This is a genomic window from Corynebacterium xerosis NBRC 16721 = ATCC 373 (assembly GCF_001552415.1).
Classification (GTDB): Bacteria; Actinomycetota; Actinomycetes; order Mycobacteriales; family Mycobacteriaceae; genus Corynebacterium; species Corynebacterium xerosis.
The window spans coordinates 313,898-333,514 of record NZ_BCRD01000002.1 but is presented as its reverse complement, the minus strand read 5'-3'; the positions used below and the strand labels follow the sequence as shown (position 1 = coordinate 333,514).

Genomic DNA, 19,617 nt, shown 5'->3' with positions numbered 1-19,617 from the left:
TCGCAATTGCCCAAATCGATGTCCGTCCGTACGATCGGACACATGAGCGCGCATGTGTCCGGAGGCCCCGTTTCGGGGGTTCGCGCCGCCTCTGCCACGCTGACCCGGCTCTCCGACGCCCACGGCCGCGTCGCCCGCGACCTGCGGGTCAGCGTCACCGACCGCTGCAATCTGCGCTGCACGTATTGCATGCCGGCCGAGGGCATGGACTGGATTCCCGGCCGTGATCTGCTCACCGACGACGAAATCATCCGCCTGATCACCCTGGGCGTCGAACGCCTGGGCATCCGCGAGGTCCGCTTCACCGGCGGCGAGCCGCTCCTGCGCCCCGGGCTGGCCGACATCATCGCCGCCACGAAGTCCCTGCGCACCGACGAGGGCCGCATCCCCGACACGGCGCTGACCACCAACGGCATCCTTCTCGGTTCCCAGGCCACCCGGCTCGCCGACGCCGGCCTCGACCGCGTCAACGTCTCCCTCGATTCCATTCGCCCGGCCACCTACGGTCTGCTGGCGCGCAGGGATCGGCTTGACGACGTCCTGTCCGGCCTCGACGCCGCCGACGCCGCGGGTTTCACGCCGATCAAGATCAACACGGTGCTCATGCCCGGCCACAACCACGACCAGGCCGTGGAACTGCTGCACTTCTGCCTGGAGCGCGGCTACCAGCTGCGGTTCATCGAGGAAATGCCCCTGGGCCCCAAGGGCCAGTGGCTGCGCGATTCGATGATCACCGCCGATCGGATCCTCGCGGACCTCGGCGAGGAGTTCGACCTGTCCCCGTCGGCCAAGCCCCGCGGCGATGCTCCGGCGGCGCTGTGGGATGTGGCGGCGGGCGTCGGAAAGCGAACGGGCACCGCCCACCGAGGCGGTGAGGTCGGCGTCATTGCGTCGGTGACCCGCCCGTTCTGCGGCGCGTGCGACCGGACGCGGCTGACGTCGGACGGGGCGATCCGCAATTGCCTGTTCTCGCGGACCGAGCGGCCGCTGCGCGACCTCCTCCGCGACGGCGCGGGCGACGACGAGCTCGCGGCCGCGTGGGTCGGCGAGATGGCCGCGAAGAGGCCCGGCCACGGCATGGACGACCCGTCGTTCCTACAGCCCGACCGCGGCATGTCCGCCATCGGCGGGTAGCGCCGCTGCCTCACTCGCCCCCGAATCCGACCCAGATCAACCGCACCCGACACAGCCGACCACCAGTTCAAAGGAGCACGCCATGACCGAGTCCCCCACGGCCGCGACCACCGCGAGCCGCACGGCCACCCTGACGTTCTTCGCCTCCGCCGCCGAGGCCGCCGGCCGCCCCACCATGGACGTGCCCGTCCGCGACGGCGATTCCTACCGCGACGTGCTGCTGCGCTCCGCGGAGGGCAACGACCGTCTGGGCCGCATCGTCGATGGCTCCGCGGTGTTCGCCGCCGGCGAGTTGGTGCGCGACCTGGACCGCCCGGCGACCGTCGATCAGCTCGACGTGCTGCCGCCCTTCGCGGGCGGGTAGGGCGAAGGGGTGCGCGTGGTCGTCGTCACGCGAAAGCGCCGCGCCGACCTGCGGTTACGCACTGTTGGACCACTCGTGGGTGCCGTCGGGGAAAACCTGCCGCTTCCACACGGGAATGTCGCGCTTGACCTCCTCGACGAGCCAGCTGCACGCCTCGAACGCTTCCGCGCGATGCGACGCCGACGCCGCGACCAGGAACGCCACGTCGCCGACGACGAGCTTGCCCACCCGGTGCCCCACCCACAGGCGGTGGACGCCGCGGTCGGCGAAGGCCTCGGCGGCCTTGGCGGCGATGTCCCCGATGACCTCGTCGGCCTTCGGATGGCAGCTGTACTCGATCCAATCGACCGCCCGCCCGCCGTCGTGATTGCGCACCACGCCCGTGAACGACACCACCGCCCCCGCGCGATCGTCGCCCACCGCGGCCGACGCCTCGGCCGGATCCAGCGGCGACTCGGACACTCCCGCACTTACAATCTCAATCACCCCACCATGGTGCACGAAAGGCGATGATGGTGCGATGAATTCCCCCGCCACCAGCGGCGATCCCGGATCCGGCGCAGCGCCGCGGGGCCCGCTCACCGTCGAGCAGTACCTGTCGGCGGTGCTTGACGACGTCCTGTCCCCCACCCCGACCACCCTGCCCCTCGCGGACTGCGCGGGACTGGTGCTGGCTGAGGACGTCGCCGCGAAACTGCCCGTGCCGCCATTCACCAATTCGGCCATGGACGGGTTCGCCGTGCGCGCCGCCGATCTGGTGGCAGGAGAGGGCACAAGTGGCGCGAGCGGCGCGGGCGGCGCGGGCGGCGCGAGCGGCGCGGACGATGCCTCAAGCGTGAGCGGTCATGGCGCGGGCGCCACTCTCCCCGTCTCCGCCGACATTCCGGCCGGCACTGCGCCGGGGCCGCTGGTGCCGGGGACGGCGGCGCGGATCATGACCGGCGCTCCCGTCCCCGACGGCGCCGACGCCATCATCCCCGTGGAGGACACCGACTCCGCGCCCGGACCGCGCGCCTGCCCGGCGACCGTCACCGTGCCCGCCGAAGTCGCGGGCCGCGTTCGAGCCGGCGCCCACGTCCGACCGGCCGGCGAGGACGTCGGCGTCGGCGACGTCGTGCTGCGCGCTGGCGAGGTGCTGTCCGCGGCGGCGCTGGCGTCGGCGGCGAGCATCGGCCACGGCGAGCTTCCCGTCTTCGCCCGCCCCCGCGTCTCGGTCGTGGCCACCGGCGCCGAGCTCGTCGCCCCGGGCCTGACGCCGGGGCCGGGGCAGATCCCCGACTCCAACGCCATCTTGCTCACGACCCTGGCCCGCGACTGGGGCGCCGACGTCACCGTGGTCCGCGCCAGCGGCGACACCGCCGACGAACTCGCCGACGCCCTGGCCCGCGCCGCCGCGGATGCCGACGTCGTGGTCACCTCCGGCGGAATTTCGGCGGGCGCCTTCGACCCCGTCAAGACGCTCGCCGCCGAAGGACGTGCGGACATCTCCTTCTTCAAGCTCCGCCAGCAGCCCGGCGGCCCGCAGGCGCGCGGGCGCATCGGCGACGCCGTCCTGCTCGGCCTGCCCGGCAATCCGGTGAGCGTCTTCGTCTCCGCGATCCTGTACCTCCGGCCCCTGCTGGCGAAGGTGGCGGGACTTGGTGACGGTCGGGACGTCGTCAAGCGAGATGGGGCACGGGATGCGGGACACGCTGCACCTTCGCTTCCCGACCTCGACATCATCGACGTCATCGCCGACGCCGAGTTCCGGGCGCGGCGCGGCAAGGTCCGGTTCGTGCCGGTGAGCGTGGCCGACGGGCGCGCGCGGCCGGTGCACGAACGCGGGCTCGGCTCGCACCTGATCGCCAGCCTGCACCGAGCGAATGCGCTGCTGGTGCTGCCCGCCGCGGGGTCCGTCGATCCCGCCGACGTTGCCGCCGCCGATGGAGATCCGGCCACGGTGCCGGCCCCCGAGACGTACGGCCCCGGCGACCGCCTCGCCGCCATTCCCCTCGACCCCGCGCTGCGCCGCGGAAAGGACCGACACTCATGAGCACCGCAGACAACGCGGACACCGCTGCCGCGACCAACGATGTGACCGCTGCTGACGGAAGCCAGTCCGCCACCGAGTCTCTCGTCCAGCCGGCCATGCGCTTCACCCACCTCGACTCGCTAGGCGCGGCCCGCATGGTCGACGTCACCGCCAAGAAGCCGACGGTCCGCTCGGCGACGGCGAAGGGCGAGGTCACGTGCTCGCCGGAGGTGATGACCGCCCTGCGCGACGGGACCGTGCCCAAGGGCGACGTCGCCGCCGTCGCGCGCATCGCCGGCATTGCCGCCGCGAAGAAGGTGCCCGATCTGCTGCCGTTGGCGCACGTCATCGGCGTGCACGGCTGCGAGGTCGACGTCGAATGGGGCGAGGACCGCGTGCTGCTCACGGCGACCGTGCGCACCGCCGATCGCACAGGCGTCGAGATGGAGGCGCTGACCGCCGTGACCGTCGCCGCGCTGGCGATCGTCGACATGGTCAAGGGCGTCGACCGGTCCGCCGCGATGGAGAATTGCCGCATCGTGGCGAAGTCCGGCGGCCGGTCCGGCGACTGGGTGCGGCCGTAGCGTCATGGCCCGGCGGGAGAGTGCGATCGCGTTCGCCATCGTGTTGGCCGGCGGGACCGGGCGGCGGATGGGAGGGGCATCGAAGCCCGATGTCGTCATCGCCGGTCGGCGCATGATCGACCACGTCCTCGACGAGCTCTCCACGCAGGGCGTGCCGGCCGTCGTCGTCGGCCCGCCGGATCTCGACGTGCCCAGTGATGTCACGTTGGTCCGCGAGGATCCGCCGCTCGGAGGCCCCGCCGCCGGCATCGCCGCAGGGTACGCGGCTGGCATCGACGAGGTTCACGCCCCCGGATTGGCCGTCGATCACTCCACTGATGAAGTTGCTGGTGGTGTCGCCGACTCCTTCACGACCCGTTCATCAGTCGCTATCCTCGCCTGCGATGCGCCCTTCGCCCCGCGCGTTCTCCCCCAGCTCGCCGCCGCCACATCCCCCACTTCCGTTGGCGCGGTGGCGATCACCCCGGACGGCCGACTCCAGCGGTTGCTGTGCGTCGTCGAATCCGAGGCCCTCGGCGCGGCGATCGCCCGACTCGAATCCGACGGCGGAGTCCGCGACCGCTCGGTGCGCGCGTTGCTCGGCGGGCTCGCCCTCACCCCTGTTGACGTGCTCGAATGGGTCATGGACGCCGACACCCGGGAGGACGTCAACGCCCTCGAGGCCATGTCCCCGGATGCCCCCGAAAGGTCACGGTGACGGAATGATCGGCCCGGCAACCTCCCCGCGCGAATCCCACCAGCCCCAAAATTCCGGGCCGCGTTCATTCTGAAACGTCGAGCCCGCAAATCACCAGGTAAAACGCCGCCCCGATGTTTCAAAAAGAACGCAAACCGCGGTCGCTGTTACTGGAGTGACGTGACCCCCGAGGTCGCGTGACACCTGGGGCCAGAGTGCCGCCACACCAGCGATGGCGGCGCTTCCCCCACGGCAATCCCCGACGATCCGGCCGCTCCCATGCGAACGCCGGACCGTCGTACAGCGAAAGCCGCGCGGGACTAGTGGTCGCCGCCGCCGAGCTGCTCGAGCAGGTGCGGCATCAGCGGGCCGATGACCTCGATCGCGTCGCGCACGCCGCCGGAACTGCCCGGCGCGTTGACGATCACCGCCGCATCCGCCCCGCGCCCGGTCACGCCGACGATGCCGCGGGACAGTCCGGCCAGCGGCGTCTTGGTCAGGCCATGATTGAGGATCTGCGCCTCCAGCCCGGGCAACCGCGTCTCCACGAACGGCGCGGTCGCCTCGGGCGTGTTGTCGCGCGGGGTGACGCCGGTGCCGCCGGTGGTGAACACCAGGCGCGCGCCGCCGTCGAGCGCGGCGCGGATGGCGGCGGCGACCTCGGGCACGTCATCGGTGACCACGACGGGCTCGGGACACACGACGCCATGCACCGCGAGGGCCTCGACCGCCCGCGGCCCGGACTTGTCGGGGCGGGTGCCCGCGGCGCAGCGATCGCTGACCGTGATGACCACGCCCGGCACCTCCTCTTCCATCGGCGCCAGCTGCTTTTCGACAACCGCGTCCCCGCCGTGCGCCGGATTTTGGGCCTTCGCCGGATTCTCGCGACGTGCCGAATCTTCGGGCGCCGCCGCATGCCCGGCCCTGCCGGATCCGCGTGACACTTCCGCATCCGCGCGGCTAACACCGTTAGCGACGGAGGATTCCCCCGCCACCATTTCAGGGTTCTTATCAGCCATAATCAGATCATACGTCCTTTCAATTCAGCAACATGAGCGTTGCGATAAAGGGCCGTTAACCTGCACCTTTACACTGGCCCATTTTACGCATACCGGTTACGATATTAGTGAGTGCATGAACTCGTAAGCATCGGAGCAGCCGGTAGTCGTGAGTGCCGGTCATCTCCGTCTACACCGTTACACGCGTTAACACGGAAAAGAGGCCCACATGTCCGTCGACACCTCCGGCCGGGTGCTGCAAGGCTGGAATCCCGAGGACGAAGCGAGCTGGGACAAGGCGATCGCCTGGCGCACGCTGAGCATCACCACCTTCTCCATGATCCTGGCCTTCGCGGTCTGGTTCCTGGTGTCGGCGATCGCCCCCAAGCTCAACGACATCGGATTCAACCTGACGTCCGGCCAGCTGTACTGGCTGGCCGCGCTGCCCGGACTCTCCGGCGGCGCGATCCGGCTGATCTACATGTTCCTGCCGCCCGTCCTGGGCACCCGCAAGCTCGTCGGCATCACCTCGCTGCTGCTGGCCGTGCCGATGCTCGGCTGGGGCTTCGCGGTCACCGACCCGTCGACCCCCTACTGGTGGCTGGTGGTGCTGGCGCTGATGACCGGCATCGGCGGCGGCTGCTTCTCCGGCTACATGCCGTCGACCGGCTACTTCTTCCCCAAGCGCATGTCCGGCACGGCGCTGGGCCTGCAGGCCGGCATCGGCAACTTCGGCATGTCCCTGATCCAGCTCATCGCCCCCTGGCTGATGGGCTTCACGCTGCTGGGCATCGGCTTCATCGCCCCGCAGCGCGACGCCGCGAACCAATCCGCCCTGTGGGTCCACAACGTCGCCTGGTTCTTCGTGCCGTGGGCGATCGTCGCCGCGATCCTGGCGTTCACCCTGCTCAAGGACGTTCCGGTGAAGGCGAACTTCCGCCAGCAGCTGGACATCTTCGGCAACAAGAACACGTGGATCCTGACCATCATCTACATCATGACCTTCGGCGCCTTCTCCGGCTTCGCCGCCCAGTACGCCCTGCTGGTCAACAACGTCTTCGGCAAGAGCTCGGACTTCGTGACCCAGGGCTACGACCCGGAGACGCTGCCGAAGGGCGCCGCGCTGGCGTTCCTCGGCCCGATGATCGGCGCCGGCGTCCGCGCCCTGTGGGGCCCGCTGTGCGACCGCTTCGGCGGCGCGATCTGGACGTTCATCTGCGGCGTCGGCATGACCGTCTTCACGGTGGTCGTGGCGTTCCTGGTCAACCCGACCGAGCCCGGCCAGTTCTGGTGGTTCTTCGCCGCCATGATGACCGTCTTCTTCTTCTCGGGCCTGGGCAACGCCGGCACGTTCAAGCAGATGCCGATGATCCTCAACCCCCGCCAGGCCGGTGGCGTCATCGGCTGGACCGCCGCGATCGCCGCGTTCGGCCCGTTCATCGTCGGCATGCTGCTTTCCGCCCTGGATCCGAAGGTGTTCTTCCTGGGGTGCGCGGTGTTCTTCGCCTTCGCCACGACGCTGACCTGGATCTACTACGCCCGTCCGAACGCACCCTTCCCGGGCTGATCGCGATGCGCATGCCCGCCCCGTTCCCGCGGCCACCCGACCGCCAGTCCCCGACCACCACCCGATGACCGTCCCCGAATCTCACCCGACTTGGAGTCGAGAATGACCACCACCGACAGCCGCCCGGCCTCCGGATCCGGCTCTTCGAATCCCCTGTTCAAGCTGGGCGGGCAGCTCCGCCGCGGCACCGTGAGCGAGGACTCGCGGCAGATGTTCCTCAAGGGCGGCCGCGACGCGGACCGCTTCTACCGCCAGCGGTGGAGCCACGACAAGGTCGTCCGCTCCACGCACGGCGTCAACTGCACGGGCTCCTGCTCGTGGAAGGTCTACGTCAAGGACGGCGTGATCACCTGGGAGACCCAGGAGACCGATTACCCGACCATCGGCGCGGACATGCCGGAGTACGAGCCCCGCGGCTGCCCGCGCGGCGCGGCGTTCTCCTGGTACACGTACTCGCCCACCCGCATCCGCTTCCCGTACATCCGCGGCACGCTGCTGGATTACTGGCGCGAGGCGAAGGCCCGGCTGAAGGACCCGGTGCTGGCGTGGCGCGACATCGTGGAGGACCCGGAGCGCTCCCGCGCGTACAAGGAGGCCCGCGGCAAGGGCGGCCTGGTGCGCACGACGTGGGACGAGGCGATGGAGATCGTCGCCGCCGCGCACGTGTACACGGTCAAGCGCTTCGGCCCGGACCGCCTGGCCGGCTTCACGGTCATCCCGGCGATGTCGATGCTGTCCTACGGCGCCGGCTCCCGCTTCTACCAGCTGGTTGGCGGCGCGATGCTGTCGTTCTACGACTGGTACGCGGACCTGCCGATGGCCTCCCCGCAGGTCTTCGGCGACCAGACCGACGTCCCGGAGTCGGCGGACTGGTTCAACTCGGGCTACCTGATCATGTGGGGCTCGAACATCCCGCTGACCCGCACCCCGGACGCGCACTTCATGACCGAGGCCCGCTACCACGGCCAGAAGGTCGTCGCGGTGTCGCCGGACTACGCGGACAACACGAAGTTCGCCGACGAGTGGCTGCGCGTCCACCCGGGCACGGACGGCGCGCTGGCGCTGGCGATGGGCCACGTCATCCTCAAAGAGTTCCACCTCGGCGAGCAGACGCCGCGCTTCCTGGAGTACATGAAGCGGTACACGGACTCGCCCTTCCTCGTGCGGCTGTCCGCCCGCGACGGCGCGTACGTGCCGGGCAAGTTCGTCACGGCCTCGGATCTCCCGCAGGATCATCCGCTTCACGACGCCGCCAACGCGGAATTCCGTCCGCTCGTCCTCGACGAAGACGGCACGGTGAAGGACCCGGGCGGCACGATGGCCGACCGCTGGGGCGACGCGGGCGAGGGCAAGTGGAACCTCAAGCTCGACGACTGCTCCCCCGCCATGACCGCGATGGGCAAGGCCGGCGCCGAACCCGTCGAGGTGCTGCTGCCCCGCTTCGACCTGCCCGGCGACACCACGCCGGAGGGCCCGGTGGGCGCGGGCGTGGTCTCGCGCGGCGTGCCGGCGTTCCGGCTCGGCGATGACCTGGTCACCACCGTCTTCGACCTGATGCTCGCCCGCTACGCCGTCGGCCGCGAGGGCCTGCCCGGCGAGTGGCCCGCCGACTACGACGACGCCTCCACCCCGGGCACCCCGGCGTGGCAGGAGGAGCACACCGGCGTGCCGGCCAACGCTGCCATCCGCATCGGCCGCGAGTTCGCGCAGAACGCCATCGAGACCGAGGGCAAGTCCATGATCGTCATGGGCGCGGGCACGAACCACTACTTCCACTCGGACACGATCTACCGCACGTTCCTGGCGCTGACCACCATGACCGGCTGCCAGGGCGTCAACGGCGGCGGCTGGGCGCACTACGTCGGCCAGGAGAAGGTCCGCCCGATCACCGGCTGGGCGCAGTACGCGTTCGCCCTGGACTGGCAGCGCCCGCCGCGCCAGATGATCTCCACCGGCTTCTGGTACGCCACCACCGAACAGTGGCGCTACGACGGCACCGATGCGGAGCGCCTGGCGTCGCCGCTGCAGGAGGGCTCGTTCGCCGGCAAGACCACGGCCGACACCCTGGTCGAGGCCACGCGCCGCGGCTGGATGCCGTCCTACCCGACCTTCGACCGCAACCCGCTGGCCCTGGGCCAGGAGGCGGCCGACGCAGGTATGGCGCCGAAGGACTACATCGTCAAGGAGCTCGAGGAGGGCCGCCTGCGCTTCGCCATCGAGGACCCGGGCAACCCGGAGAACTTCCCGCGCGTGCTGGCCAACTGGCGCACGAACCTGCTGGGCTCCTCCGCCAAGGGCACCGAGTACTTCTACCGCCACATGCTCGGCTGCGACAACGCCGTGCAGGGCAAGGAAGTCCCCGCCGACCGCCGCCCGACCGAGATGGTCTGGCGCGACGAGGCCGCGGTGGGCAAGATCGACCTGATGTGGACCGCGGACTTCCGCAACACGTCCACGACCCTGCACTCCGACATCGTCCTGCCCGCCGCGACCTGGTACGAGAAGAACGACCTGTCGTCGACGGACATGCACCCCTACGTCCACGCCTTCAACGCGGCGATCGACCCGCCGTGGGAGGCCCGCTCCGACTTCCAGGTCTTCCAGGATCTGGCCGAGCGGTTCTCGGAGATGGCGCGCACGCACCTGGGCACGCAGACCGACGTCATCGCGGCCCCGCTGTCGCACGATTCGCCGGACCAGATGGCGACCCCCCACGGCGTCGTCAAGCCCTGGTCCGAAACCCCGAAGATCCCGGGCGTGACCATGCCCAAGCTGATCCCGGTGGAGCGCGACTACACGGCGGTGTTCGACAAGTTCAACGCCATCGGCCCGCTGCCGGAAAAGGCCGGCATGGGCACCAAGGGCGTCGCGTTCGACCCGACCCGCGAAATCGGCGAGCTGGCGCAGACCAACGGCGTCGCCCGCGACGGCGCGGCCAAGGGCCGTCCGCGCGTGGACACCGACGTCCGCGCCGCCGAAATGGTCCTGCGCCTGTCCGGCACCACCAACGGCCGCCTGGCCACGGAGGGCTTCAAGCACCAGGAGAAGCGCACCGGCACCCGCCTCGCCGACCTGTCGGAGGAGGAGGCCGGCAAGCGCATCACCTTCGCGGACGTCTCCTCCCGCCCGGTGCCGGTGATCACCTCGCCGGAGTGGTCCGGCTCGGAGCACGGCGGCCGCCGCTACTCGGCGTTCGTCATCAACGTCGAGCGGCTCAAGCCGTTCCACACGCTCACCGGCCGCCAGCACTACTACCTCGACCACGACTGGATGCGCGACATCGGCGAAGCGCTGCCGGTGTTCCGCCCGCCGCTGGACCTGCACCACCTCTACGGCGAGGCGACGCCCGGCACGGTCAGCGTCAACGGGGCCGGCCAGACGGAAGTGGCGGTGCGGTACCTGACGCCGCACAACAAGTGGGCCATCCACTCGCAGTACTTCGACAACCTGCACATGCTGGCGCTCTCGCGCGGCGGCCAGGTCGTCTGGATGTCCCCCGCCGACGCCGAGAAGATCGGCGTCGCCGACAACGAATGGATCGAGGGCTACAACCGCAACGGCGTCATCGCCGCCCGCGCGATCGTCTCCCACCGCATCCCCGAGGGCACGGTGTACATGCACCACGCCCAGGAACGCACCGTCGGCGTGCCCGTGGCGGAGACGTCCGGCAAGCGCGGCGGCATCCACAATTCCCTGACGCGGATCCTGATCAAGCCGTCCCACCTCATCGGCGGCTACGCCCAGCATTCCTACGCGTTCAACTACACCGGCCCGACCGGCAACCAGCGCGACGAGGTCACCGTGATCCGCCGCCGCTCCCAGGAGGTTGAGTTCTGATGAAGGTCATGGCCCAGCTGTCCATGGTCATGAACCTGGACAAGTGCATCGGCTGCCACACCTGTTCCGTCACGTGCAAGCAGACGTGGACGAACCGCGAGGGCACCGAGTACGTCTGGTTCAACAACGTCGAGACGCGCCCGGGCGTCGGTTACCCCAAGCAGTGGGAGGACCAGGAGAAGTGGAAGGGCGGGTGGGTGCGCAAGGCCAACGGCAAGGTCGTGCCCCGCGCCGGCGGCCGGCTGAAGAAGCTGGCCACCATCTTCTCCAACCCGGACATGCCGGAGATGACGGACTACTACGAACCGTGGACGTACGAGTACGACAAGCTGCTGTCCGCGCCGAAGGATTCGAAGCACGTGCCCACGGCGCGCCCGGTGTCGCAGTTGTCCGGTAAGCCGATGGACACGATCGAGTGGTCGTCGAACTGGGACGATGATCTGGGCGGGTCGCAGGAGATCCTCGACGATGATCCGGTGCTCAAGGCGATGAGCGAGAAGGTCCGCCACGAGATCGAGCAGTCGTTCATGTTCTACCTGCCGCGCATCTGCGAGCATTGCCTCAATCCGACGTGCGTGGCGTCGTGCCCGTCGGGCGCGATGTACAAGCGCTCCGAGGACGGCATCGTGCTGGTCGACCAGGACAAGTGCCGCGGTTGGCGCATGTGCGTGTCGGGCTGCCCGTACAAGAAGGTCTACTTCAACCATCACACGGGCAAGGCGGAGAAGTGCACGCTGTGTTACCCGCGGCTGGAGGTCGGCGAGCCGACCGTATGCTCGGAGACCTGCGTCGGCCGCCTGCGTTACCTGGGCGTTTTGCTTTACGACGCCGACCGGGTCGGCGAAGTCGCCGCCACGGAAGATGAAAAGGACCTCTACGAGGCCCAGCGCTCCATGCTCCTCGATCCCTTCGACCCGGAGGTCATCGCCGGCGCCCGCGCCGGCGGCGTGCCGGATTCGTGGATCAAGGCGGCGCAGGAGTCGCCGATCTGGAAGCTGATCAGCGTCTACAAGGTGGCGTTGCCGCTGCATCCGGAGTACCGGACGCTGCCGATGGTCTGGTACATCCCGCCGCTGTCGCCCGTCGTCGACGCCGTCACCGCCTCGGGCGCCGACGGTGAGAACCACCGCCTGCTCTACACCGCCATTTCCACCATGCGCATCCCGTTGGAGTACCTGGCGGAGCTGTTCACCGCCGGCGACACCGCCGTGGTGGAGAAGGTCCTGCGCAAGCTGGTGGCCATGCGCTCGTTCATGCGCGAGGTCCGCAACGGCCGTGAGCCGGATCCGGAGATCGCCGCGGCGGTGGGCATGGACGGCCAGGACATCGAGGACATGTACCGGCTGCTGGCCATCGCCAAGTACGACGAGCGCTACGTCATCCCGACGGCCCACTCCGAGTCCGCCGCCACCCCGGAGGGCGTCGCGGCCATGGGTTGCTCGCTGGACGATTTCGGCGGCCCCGGCATGGGCGGCCCGGGCGGCACCGGAGTCGGTGCGGCCCACGACCCGAACATGTCCGTCGAAGAGCTCGCCGCCCAATTCCACGGCGTGCCCCCGGAAGACATCGCCGCCGGTTCCGGGCGCGTCCCCCTGGCCACGTGGAGTGCGGGCGAACGCCCCGACTCCATGTTCCCGGGCAGGTGAGTGCGATGGCGTTGAATTTCCTCGGTCGCCCGGCGCGCCGCGCGGCGGACGCCGCCCGCGCGACGGCCCTGGCCGAACCGACCCACGTCCCCATGACCGACGACCAGCGGCGCACCGTGCTCATGGCGGTGGCCACCCTGCTCGACTACCCCGGCGACGACGCCGAAACCCGCTGGGACGCGGTGGCCGACGCGCTGCCGTCGCTTCCGCTGGCCGCCGCCGATCCGTTGGCGGCGTTCCTGGCGCACGCGCGGGCCGTCGGAAAGCGGGCCCTGGAAGAGCACTACGTGGAGACCTTCGACCAGAAGCGCCGCTGCAACCTCTACCTGTCCTATTACGCAACCGGCGACACCCGGCAACGCGGCGTCGCGCTGCTGAGCTTCCGCGAGATGCTCGCCGCCGTCGGCCTGGAGCAGGACCGCGACGAACTGCCCGACCACCTGTGCGTGGTGTGCGAGGCCGCCGCCCTGGAACCCGGCAGCCCCGAAAACGGCGACACCATCGCCGCCGACGTGCTGGCCACCCACCGCGACGGCATCGAGGTGCTGCGCCACGCGCTGGCCGGCCGCGGCAGCGCCTACGCCGGCCTGCTCGACGCCCTGGTCACCGCGCTGCCCCCGCTCGACGAGGACACGCGCGAACGCTACCTGCGGCTGGTCACCGCGGGGCCGCCCGCCGAGCTCGTGGGCACCCTCGAGCTCCCCTTCCCCGTCAGCAATCAGGAGACGAGATCATGACAACCTTCGACTACATCCTCTGGATCGCCCTGCCGTGGTTGTGCATCGCGATCTTCCTGGTCGGCACCATCTGGCGTTTCCGCGTCGACCAGTACCGCTGGACCACCCGGTCCTCGCAGTTCCTGGGCAACCGGCTGCTGAAGTACGCGTCGCCGATGTTCCACTACGGCATCCTCGCGGTGGCGATCGGCCACTTCATGGGCCTGATCATCCCGAAGTCGTGGACCGAGGCTGCGGGCATCCCGCAAGACGTCTACCACCTGGTGGCGTCGATCGGCGGCATGGCGGCGGCGATCGTGACGGTGCTGGGCCTGATCGGGCTGCTGTGGCGCCGCCGCACCGACAAGTCGGTGTTCCGCGCGACGACGCCGAACGACAAGTTCATGTACGTCATGCTGGCCATCCCGATCGCGCTGGGCACCATCGCCACCGTGCTCAACCAGCTGCTCGGCGACTCCCACGGCTACGACTACCGCGAGACCATTTCGCCGTGGCTGCGAAGCCTGTTCCTGTTCAACCCGCAGCCGGAGCTGATGGTCGACGTGCCGCTGTCGTTCAAGCTGCACATCATCGCCGGGTTCCTGCTGTTCGCGGTGTGGCCGTTCACCCGCCTCATCCACGCGCTGAGCGCCCCCGTGGGCTACGTCAATCGCCCGTACGTCGTCTACCGGTCGCGGACCCCGCGCACCACGACGAAGCACTCCGGCGGCTGGGATCCCGTGTCCACCCGTGATCCGGAGAAGGGGCAGGCCAGGTCCAGCGGCGCCTGACCTGCGGCGCCTGTCCCCCATCCCCCACAATTCGCCCCGCGGCCACCGCACCGCGGGGTGAACCACGTTTTCGTGCAGATATGGTTACACCCCCGCTCCCCGCATCCGCACCGGCGCAGGTCGCGGGCTGCACACGTGAAGCGGTGGCATCATAGATGCACGAACGATGGAGGAGCAGCCGATGACCGACCTCGCCGACCTCGACGCCGACACCGACGCCGCCGCCGCGCGCGGGCGCCCGTCCTACAACGACCTGGCCTACGACGCCCACGTCCGCGCCCGCCAGCACGCGGCCGGCGCCGGCCACCGCGTCGACGACCGCCCCAACCTCGACGGCCCGGGCCCCGGCGGCTTCGCGTTCGAGGGCGTGGACAAGAAGCTGATCCGCGAGGCCGACGTGTTCTTCCTCGCCTCCGTCACCGGCGCCGGCTGGCCGTACGTGCAGCACAAGGGCGGCCCGGCGGGTTTCGTCCACGTCATCGGCGACCGCACCCTCGCGTTCCCCGACTTCCCGGGCAATCAGCAGTACGTCAGCGCCGGCAACATCGACCGCGATGGCCGGGTGTGCCTGTTCTTCGTCGACTTCCCCACTCGGCGCCGCCTGAAGGTCTTCGGCACGGCGCGCGCGGTGGAGGCCGCCGACGATCCGGAGCTCATCGAGCGCCTGCGCGACCTCGGCGCCGGCTCCGACCGGGAGATCCGGGCGACCATCGAGCGCGCGATCGTCGTCGACGTCAACGCGGTCGACGCCAACTGCGCCAAGCACATCAAGCCCCGGTGGGATAGGGCGGCCGTCGATGCGCGCATCGACCTGTACCGCGCCGACATCACCGAGTTGCGCGACCGGGTCACGGAGCTTGACGACGAGTTGGCCGCCACCCGCGAAGCCCTCGCCGCGGCGCGGGCCGAACTCGCCGAGGCACGGCGACAGCTCACGGAAACCGAACCACCCCATGCCGGAGAACACCCCATGTCTACGAGAAGGGCCGATGATGGCAGCGTTGGGACGTCGTAAAGCGAAGACGCAGGGCCACCGCAGCGCCGCGCGCATTGCGGCCGCCGCCACCGCGGTGGGACTGGCCGCGGGATTGGCGGCGTGCGGCGCCGGCGACGGCGAAGACGGAGACGAGCGGACGTTGACCGTGTTCGCGGCGGCGTCGCTGCAGAAGCCGTTCGAGGCCATCGCCGAGCGGTTCGAGGAGGACAACCCGGGAGTCGACGTGGTGCTGTCGTTCGACGGGTCGCAGAGCCTGGTCGACCAGCTCGGCGCGGGTGCCCCGGCGGACGTCCTGGCCACCGCCGACGCCCGCACGATGGCGCGCGCGGAGGACGCGGGGACGGTGCGGGTGCCGCAGGAGTTCGCGACGAACACGCTGACGCTCATCGTGCCGGCGGGCAACCCCGCCGGGGTGACGGGCCTGGACTCGTCGCTGGACGGCGCGAAGCTCGTGGTGTGCGCCCCCGAAGTGCCGTGCGGGGCGGCCACCGAGCAGCTCGAGACCAACGCCGGCGTGGAGCTCGCGCCGGTCTCCGAGGAGTCGAAGGTCTCCGACGTGCGCGGCAAGGTCGAGTCGGGGCAGGCCGACGCGGGCATCGTCTACCGCACCGACGCCGCGGCCGCCGGCGACCGCGTGGAGGCCATCGACATCGCCGGCGCCGACGAGGTGGTCAACGCCTACCCCATCGCCGTGACCGCCGACGCCGGAGCCGATGGGCAACGCTTCGCCGACGCCGAAACGTGGATCCGCGCCGTGACGTCCGACTGGGGACGGAAGATCTTGGCGGACGCCGGATTCGGGGCGCCGCGATGAGGCGGGGCCCGATCCGGCGCCACCGGTAGATTCGACATCATGAGATCCGCCGCCACCTCCGCCTCCCGCCTGCGCCCTCCCACCTGGGTGCTCGCCCCGGCGGCGGTGGCGCTGCTGGTCGCGGTGGTGCCCGTCGCGGCCCTGGCGCTGAAGGTGCCGTGGGCGCGGGTGCCGGAGCTGGTCGCCTCCGACGCGGGCGCTGCGGCACTGGGGTTGTCGCTGCGCACGAGCCTGATCGCGGCGCTGATCGTCGTGGTCGTCGGCGTCCCGCTGGCGGTGGCCATGTCGCGGGCGCGGCGCTTTTCCGGGGCGCTGCGCGTCGCGGTGGTGCTGCCCATGACCATGCCTCCGGTCGTCGGCGGCCTGGCGCTGCTGGCGGCGTTCGGGCGCACGGGCGTCATCGGGTCGCGGTGGCCGTGGTTGGCCGAGTCCCTGTCGTTTTCCACCGCCGCGGTGGTGCTGGCGCAGGTCTTCGTCTCGCTGCCGTTCCTGGTGCTGGCGCTGGAGGGGGCGCTGCGCGGCCTGGATGCGCGCCATGCCGAGGCGGCCGCGGGGCTGGGGGCGTCGCGAAGCAGGATCCTCGCCCAGGTGACCTTGCCCATGGTCGCCCCCGCCATCATCTCCGGCACCACCCTGTCGCTGGCCCGCGCGCTGGGCGAGTTCGGCGCGACGCTGACCTTCGCCGGATCGCTGCCCGGCGTCACCCGCACGTTGCCGCTGGCGATCTACCTCGAGCGCGACAACGATCCCGACCTGGCGCTGGCGCTGTCGGCGGTGCTGCTGGGCATCGCCATCGTGCTCGTCGCCGTGGGCGCGGCGGTGCCCTGGGCGATGGCGCGGCGCCGCGGCGGGGACGGCGCCCCCGAGCACCCCTCCGGCCCGTCCCCGCACTCCCCCGCAACGGACGCGCCAGAGGTCGGGGACGAAGGCGTCGTCAAGCAGGAGGACCTGGACCTGCGCATTGCCGTGGCGGGTCTGCTCGATGCCCGTGTCGCCATCGCCGGCGGCGCGACGACCGCGGTGATCGGCCCCAACGGCGCGGGCAAATCGACGCTGCTGCGCGCCATCGCCGGGCTGCCGGTGCGCGGCGGCGCGGAGGTCGGCGGGGACGTGCCGCGGGCGGTGCTGCTGACGCAGGATCCGGCGCTGCTTCCGCACCGCACCGTGCTGGGCAACGTGGTTTTCGCCTGCCGCGACGAGGCCCGGGCGCGCCGTGAGCTCGCCGCCGTCGGCGCCTCCGGGCTGGCCGACCGCTTCCCGGCGTCGCTGTCCGGCGGGCAGGCGGCGCGCGTGGCGCTGGCCCGGGCGTTGGCGGCAGATACGGAGGTCATCCTCCTCGACGAGCCCTTCGCCGCGCTGGATGCCGCGTCGGCCGCGTCGCTGCGGCAGGTGCTGCGCCGTCGGCTGCGCGGGCGCACGGCGATGTTGGTCACCCACGATCCGGTGGACGTGGCCACGTTGGCCGATCGCGTCATCGTCATCGAGGACGGCCGCATCGCCGCGGCGGGCTCGCCCGCGGACTTGCTGGCCGCCCCGGTGACGCCTTTCCTGGCGCAGTTCGCGGGGCTCATCGCCGTGCGGGGCACGGCCATTGCGCTTGACGACGCCACCGTCACCGTCCGCACGCCCGCCGGCTTCGAGATCACGGGCGTGCCAGCAGGCGCGGGCGCCGGTGGTGCACGGGAAGGGGGCGATCTGGAGAGTGGCGAACCGACACGTGGCGAACTGGAGAGTGGCGATCTGGAGAGTGGCGAACGGGAAGGCGGGGGCCGCGCCGTCGCGCTGTTTTCGCCGCGGGCGGTGACGCTGGGACCCCTCGACGGCGATGCGCCGGAGACCAGCGCCCGCAACGTCCTTGACTGCCGGGTACGGGCCATCCGCCATCAGGGCGCGGCCGTGCGCGTGGAACTCGGCGTCGCGGGTGGGACGGGTACGACGGGACGGGCCGACCGAACGGGCGAAAAACCCGCCGGCGAGGCCGTCGCGGCCAACGGGCCCGCCGATCGAGACACGGTCATCATCGCCGAGATCTCCGCGCACTCCCTGGCGACGCTCGGTCTGGCCGAGGGCTCCCCCGTCCGCGCCACCGTCAAGGCCATGCAGGTGCAGGTGCTGCCGATCGCCGGTTGATCCGGTACGCCGGTTGATCCGGTACGCCGGTTGATCCGGTGCACTGACGCGAAGGGCCGGGGCTCCCCACCGCTTTGGTGGGGTGCCCCGGCCTTTCGTCTGTCTCGCGTGCGGCTGGCTAGTTGGCCGTGGCGCGGCGGCCGATCAGCAGGCCGCCGAGGACCATCAGCGCACCGGCGATGCCGGCGGCGACTCCGATGTCCACGCCGGTGACCGGCAGCTGCGAACCGGAGTCCGCGGCGACGACGTCGGTCCGGCCGGACTCGGTGCCGGGGGCCTTTCCGTCGTGTGCACCGTTCTTGCCCGGGGCAGCTTCGTCGGCGCCCTTCTCATCTTCGGGAGCCGAGCCCAGTGCGGCCGAGCCGACCGAACCCACCGCAGCCGAGCCGAGGGCCGCGGAACCCACCGAGCCCGCCGCCGAAGATCCCGATGCGGAACTGCCGATGGAGGAGCTGCCGATCACGGAGCTGCCGATGATGGCGCTGCCGACGACAGCGCTTCCGACGGTGCCGGAACCGATCACCGTGGAAGGTGGATCGACCTGTGCCGACGCGGCGGGTGCCATGGCGACGGCGCCGGCGGACGCGGCGGAAACGAGCAGCGCGGTGGCTGCGACGACGGACGTCGCCTTGCGGCGGACGGACACGGAGGGGGTGGTTTCGTTCATGCGCTTCTTTCGTGGGTGGGAAAGGCGGATGGGTGGAATATGTGCGCCGGCTACTTCGAGGTACCGCGGCGGCCGATCAGCAGCGCACCGAGCACAAGAAGCGCACCGGCGATGCCGGCGAGGACGCCCGCATCGACGCCGGTGACCGGCAGACCACCGGTGGCCTGGACGACCTCGGACTCCTGCCGGGCGGGGGCCTTCACCGGAGCAACGGCAGCGGCCTCGTCCTTCGTCGGGCCCTTGGCGGGATCCGCGGCCGGAGTCTCGGCGGGGACCTCCGGTGCCGGGGCGTCCTCCACGTCACCCGAGGGCACCTCGGGCGCGGAATCCGAGCTGCCGATGGCGGCGCTGCCCACCGAACCGATGATCGCGATCGCCCCGGCGCCGATGGTCGTGGTGCCGCCCTGGGCGTGCGCCATCGGCGCCATGCCGAGGGAACCGATCATCAGCGCGGAACCGGCGATGACGGAAGTTTCCTTCTTACGGGAAAACAGCGAGATTGGTCGTCCTTCGAGTGATTCGGTGCCCCCGGAGGAGTCTTCCGGGTCAATCGCGGCCCATTGCCGAAACCTTCCAAATATTGCCAGCCCCCGAACCCACCTCAAAGAAATGCCGCGCAAATCACAGGCCATCCTTGCAGGTCCGACGGAAGATCGACTTTACCAATTCCAGTTTTGAATTTCGT

General features: G+C 70.6%; 17 protein-coding genes. 13 read left to right on the top strand and 4 right to left on the bottom strand.

Translation table 11 applies throughout. The annotated features are described in order from the left end of the window. The first annotated feature begins 42 nt into the window (after positions 1 to 42). Both moaA and CX1_RS04380 read left to right on the top strand, forming a co-directional pair. Entirely contained in the window at positions 43 to 1,134 is a 1,092-nt protein-coding gene (gene moaA, locus CX1_RS04385) for a GTP 3',8-cyclase MoaA (RefSeq protein WP_082719090.1), read from the top strand. A gap of 82 nt (positions 1,135 to 1,216) precedes the next feature. Beyond that, complete coding sequence (locus tag CX1_RS04380) at positions 1,217 to 1,498, top strand: MoaD/ThiS family protein (protein ID WP_046651248.1); 282 nt, start codon at positions 1,217 to 1,219, stop codon at positions 1,496 to 1,498. A 54-nt stretch (positions 1,499 to 1,552) separates the two neighbouring features. Here CX1_RS04380 and CX1_RS04375 read toward each other — a convergent pair whose 3' ends face one another. Further along, a complete protein-coding gene (locus tag CX1_RS04375) occupies positions 1,553 to 1,984 on the bottom strand; it encodes a molybdenum cofactor biosynthesis protein MoaE (protein WP_306302937.1) in 432 nt (143 codons plus the stop codon). Positions 1,985 to 2,018: 34 nt separating this feature from the next. On the opposite strand from CX1_RS04375, the gene CX1_RS04370 reads away from it, so the two are divergent. The 3 genes from CX1_RS04370 to mobA all read left to right on the top strand — a co-directional run bounded on the left by CX1_RS04370 (position 2,019) and on the right by mobA (position 4,790). Beyond that, positions 2,019 to 3,530 carry a molybdopterin molybdotransferase MoeA gene (locus tag CX1_RS04370; protein ID WP_060925325.1) on the top strand — a complete coding sequence of 504 codons (1,512 nt, stop codon included), beginning with the start codon at positions 2,019 to 2,021 and terminating at the stop codon, positions 3,528 to 3,530. A gap of 95 nt (positions 3,531 to 3,625) precedes the next feature. Next, a complete protein-coding gene (gene moaC / locus CX1_RS04365) occupies positions 3,626 to 4,093 on the top strand; it encodes a cyclic pyranopterin monophosphate synthase MoaC (RefSeq protein WP_046651279.1) in 468 nt (155 codons plus the stop codon). 4 nt (positions 4,094 to 4,097) lie between these two features. Continuing rightward, positions 4,098 to 4,790, top strand: a complete 693-nt coding sequence (mobA, locus tag CX1_RS04360; RefSeq protein WP_046651246.1) for a molybdenum cofactor guanylyltransferase — start codon at positions 4,098 to 4,100, stop codon at positions 4,788 to 4,790. Positions 4,791 to 5,089: 299 nt separating this feature from the next. On the opposite strand, the gene CX1_RS04355 is transcribed toward mobA, so the two are convergent. Continuing rightward, the gene (locus CX1_RS04355) at positions 5,090 to 5,713 is read right to left on the bottom strand and encodes a MogA/MoaB family molybdenum cofactor biosynthesis protein (RefSeq protein WP_255217634.1); all 624 of its coding nucleotides are present in this window, start codon (positions 5,711 to 5,713) and stop codon (positions 5,090 to 5,092) included. Between the two features lie 283 nt (positions 5,714 to 5,996). Here CX1_RS04355 and CX1_RS04350 point away from each other — a divergent pair, with 283 nt between their 5' ends. From CX1_RS04350 to modB, 8 genes are all read left to right on the top strand, one after another. After that, positions 5,997 to 7,334 (top strand): nitrate/nitrite transporter, encoded by a 1,338-nt coding sequence (locus CX1_RS04350; protein WP_046651245.1) that lies wholly within the window; start codon positions 5,997 to 5,999, stop codon positions 7,332 to 7,334. A gap of 102 nt (positions 7,335 to 7,436) precedes the next feature. Further along, complete coding sequence (locus CX1_RS04345) at positions 7,437 to 11,171, top strand: nitrate reductase subunit alpha (protein ID WP_060925323.1); 3,735 nt, start codon at positions 7,437 to 7,439, stop codon at positions 11,169 to 11,171. Then, positions 11,171 to 12,817: a nitrate reductase subunit beta gene (narH, locus tag CX1_RS04340; RefSeq protein ID WP_060925322.1), complete on the top strand. Its 1,647-nt coding sequence runs from the start codon at positions 11,171 to 11,173 to the stop codon at positions 12,815 to 12,817. The genes CX1_RS04345 and narH overlap by 1 nt, the downstream gene beginning before the upstream one ends. Positions 12,818 to 12,822: 5 nt before the next feature. After that, positions 12,823 to 13,554: a nitrate reductase molybdenum cofactor assembly chaperone gene (narJ, locus tag CX1_RS04335; protein ID WP_306302936.1), complete on the top strand. Its 732-nt coding sequence runs from the start codon at positions 12,823 to 12,825 to the stop codon at positions 13,552 to 13,554. Further along, entirely contained in the window at positions 13,551 to 14,324 is a 774-nt protein-coding gene (narI, locus tag CX1_RS04330; protein WP_046651242.1) for a respiratory nitrate reductase subunit gamma, read from the top strand. The genes narJ and narI overlap by 4 nt, the downstream gene beginning before the upstream one ends. 181 nt (positions 14,325 to 14,505) lie before the next feature. Beyond that, complete coding sequence (locus tag CX1_RS04325; protein WP_082719143.1) at positions 14,506 to 15,339, top strand: pyridoxamine 5'-phosphate oxidase family protein; 834 nt, start codon at positions 14,506 to 14,508, stop codon at positions 15,337 to 15,339. Next, positions 15,314 to 16,135 carry a molybdate ABC transporter substrate-binding protein gene (gene modA, locus CX1_RS04320; protein ID WP_244465542.1) on the top strand — a complete coding sequence of 274 codons (822 nt, stop codon included), beginning with the start codon at positions 15,314 to 15,316 and terminating at the stop codon, positions 16,133 to 16,135. The genes CX1_RS04325 and modA overlap by 26 nt, the downstream gene beginning before the upstream one ends. Before the next feature lie 39 nt (positions 16,136 to 16,174). After that, positions 16,175 to 18,265 carry a molybdate ABC transporter permease subunit gene (modB, locus tag CX1_RS04315; protein ID WP_060925321.1) on the top strand — a complete coding sequence of 697 codons (2,091 nt, stop codon included), beginning with the start codon at positions 16,175 to 16,177 and terminating at the stop codon, positions 18,263 to 18,265. A 118-nt stretch (positions 18,266 to 18,383) separates the two neighbouring features. Here modB and CX1_RS04310 read toward each other — a convergent pair whose 3' ends face one another. Then, entirely contained in the window at positions 18,384 to 18,932 is a 549-nt protein-coding gene (locus CX1_RS04310; RefSeq protein WP_046651404.1) for a hypothetical protein, read from the bottom strand. Between the two features lie 50 nt (positions 18,933 to 18,982). Continuing rightward, positions 18,983 to 19,378, bottom strand: coding sequence for a hypothetical protein (locus CX1_RS04305; protein ID WP_046651405.1), 396 nt, complete (start codon positions 19,376 to 19,378; stop codon positions 18,983 to 18,985). Positions 19,379 to 19,617: the final 239 nt, after the last annotated feature.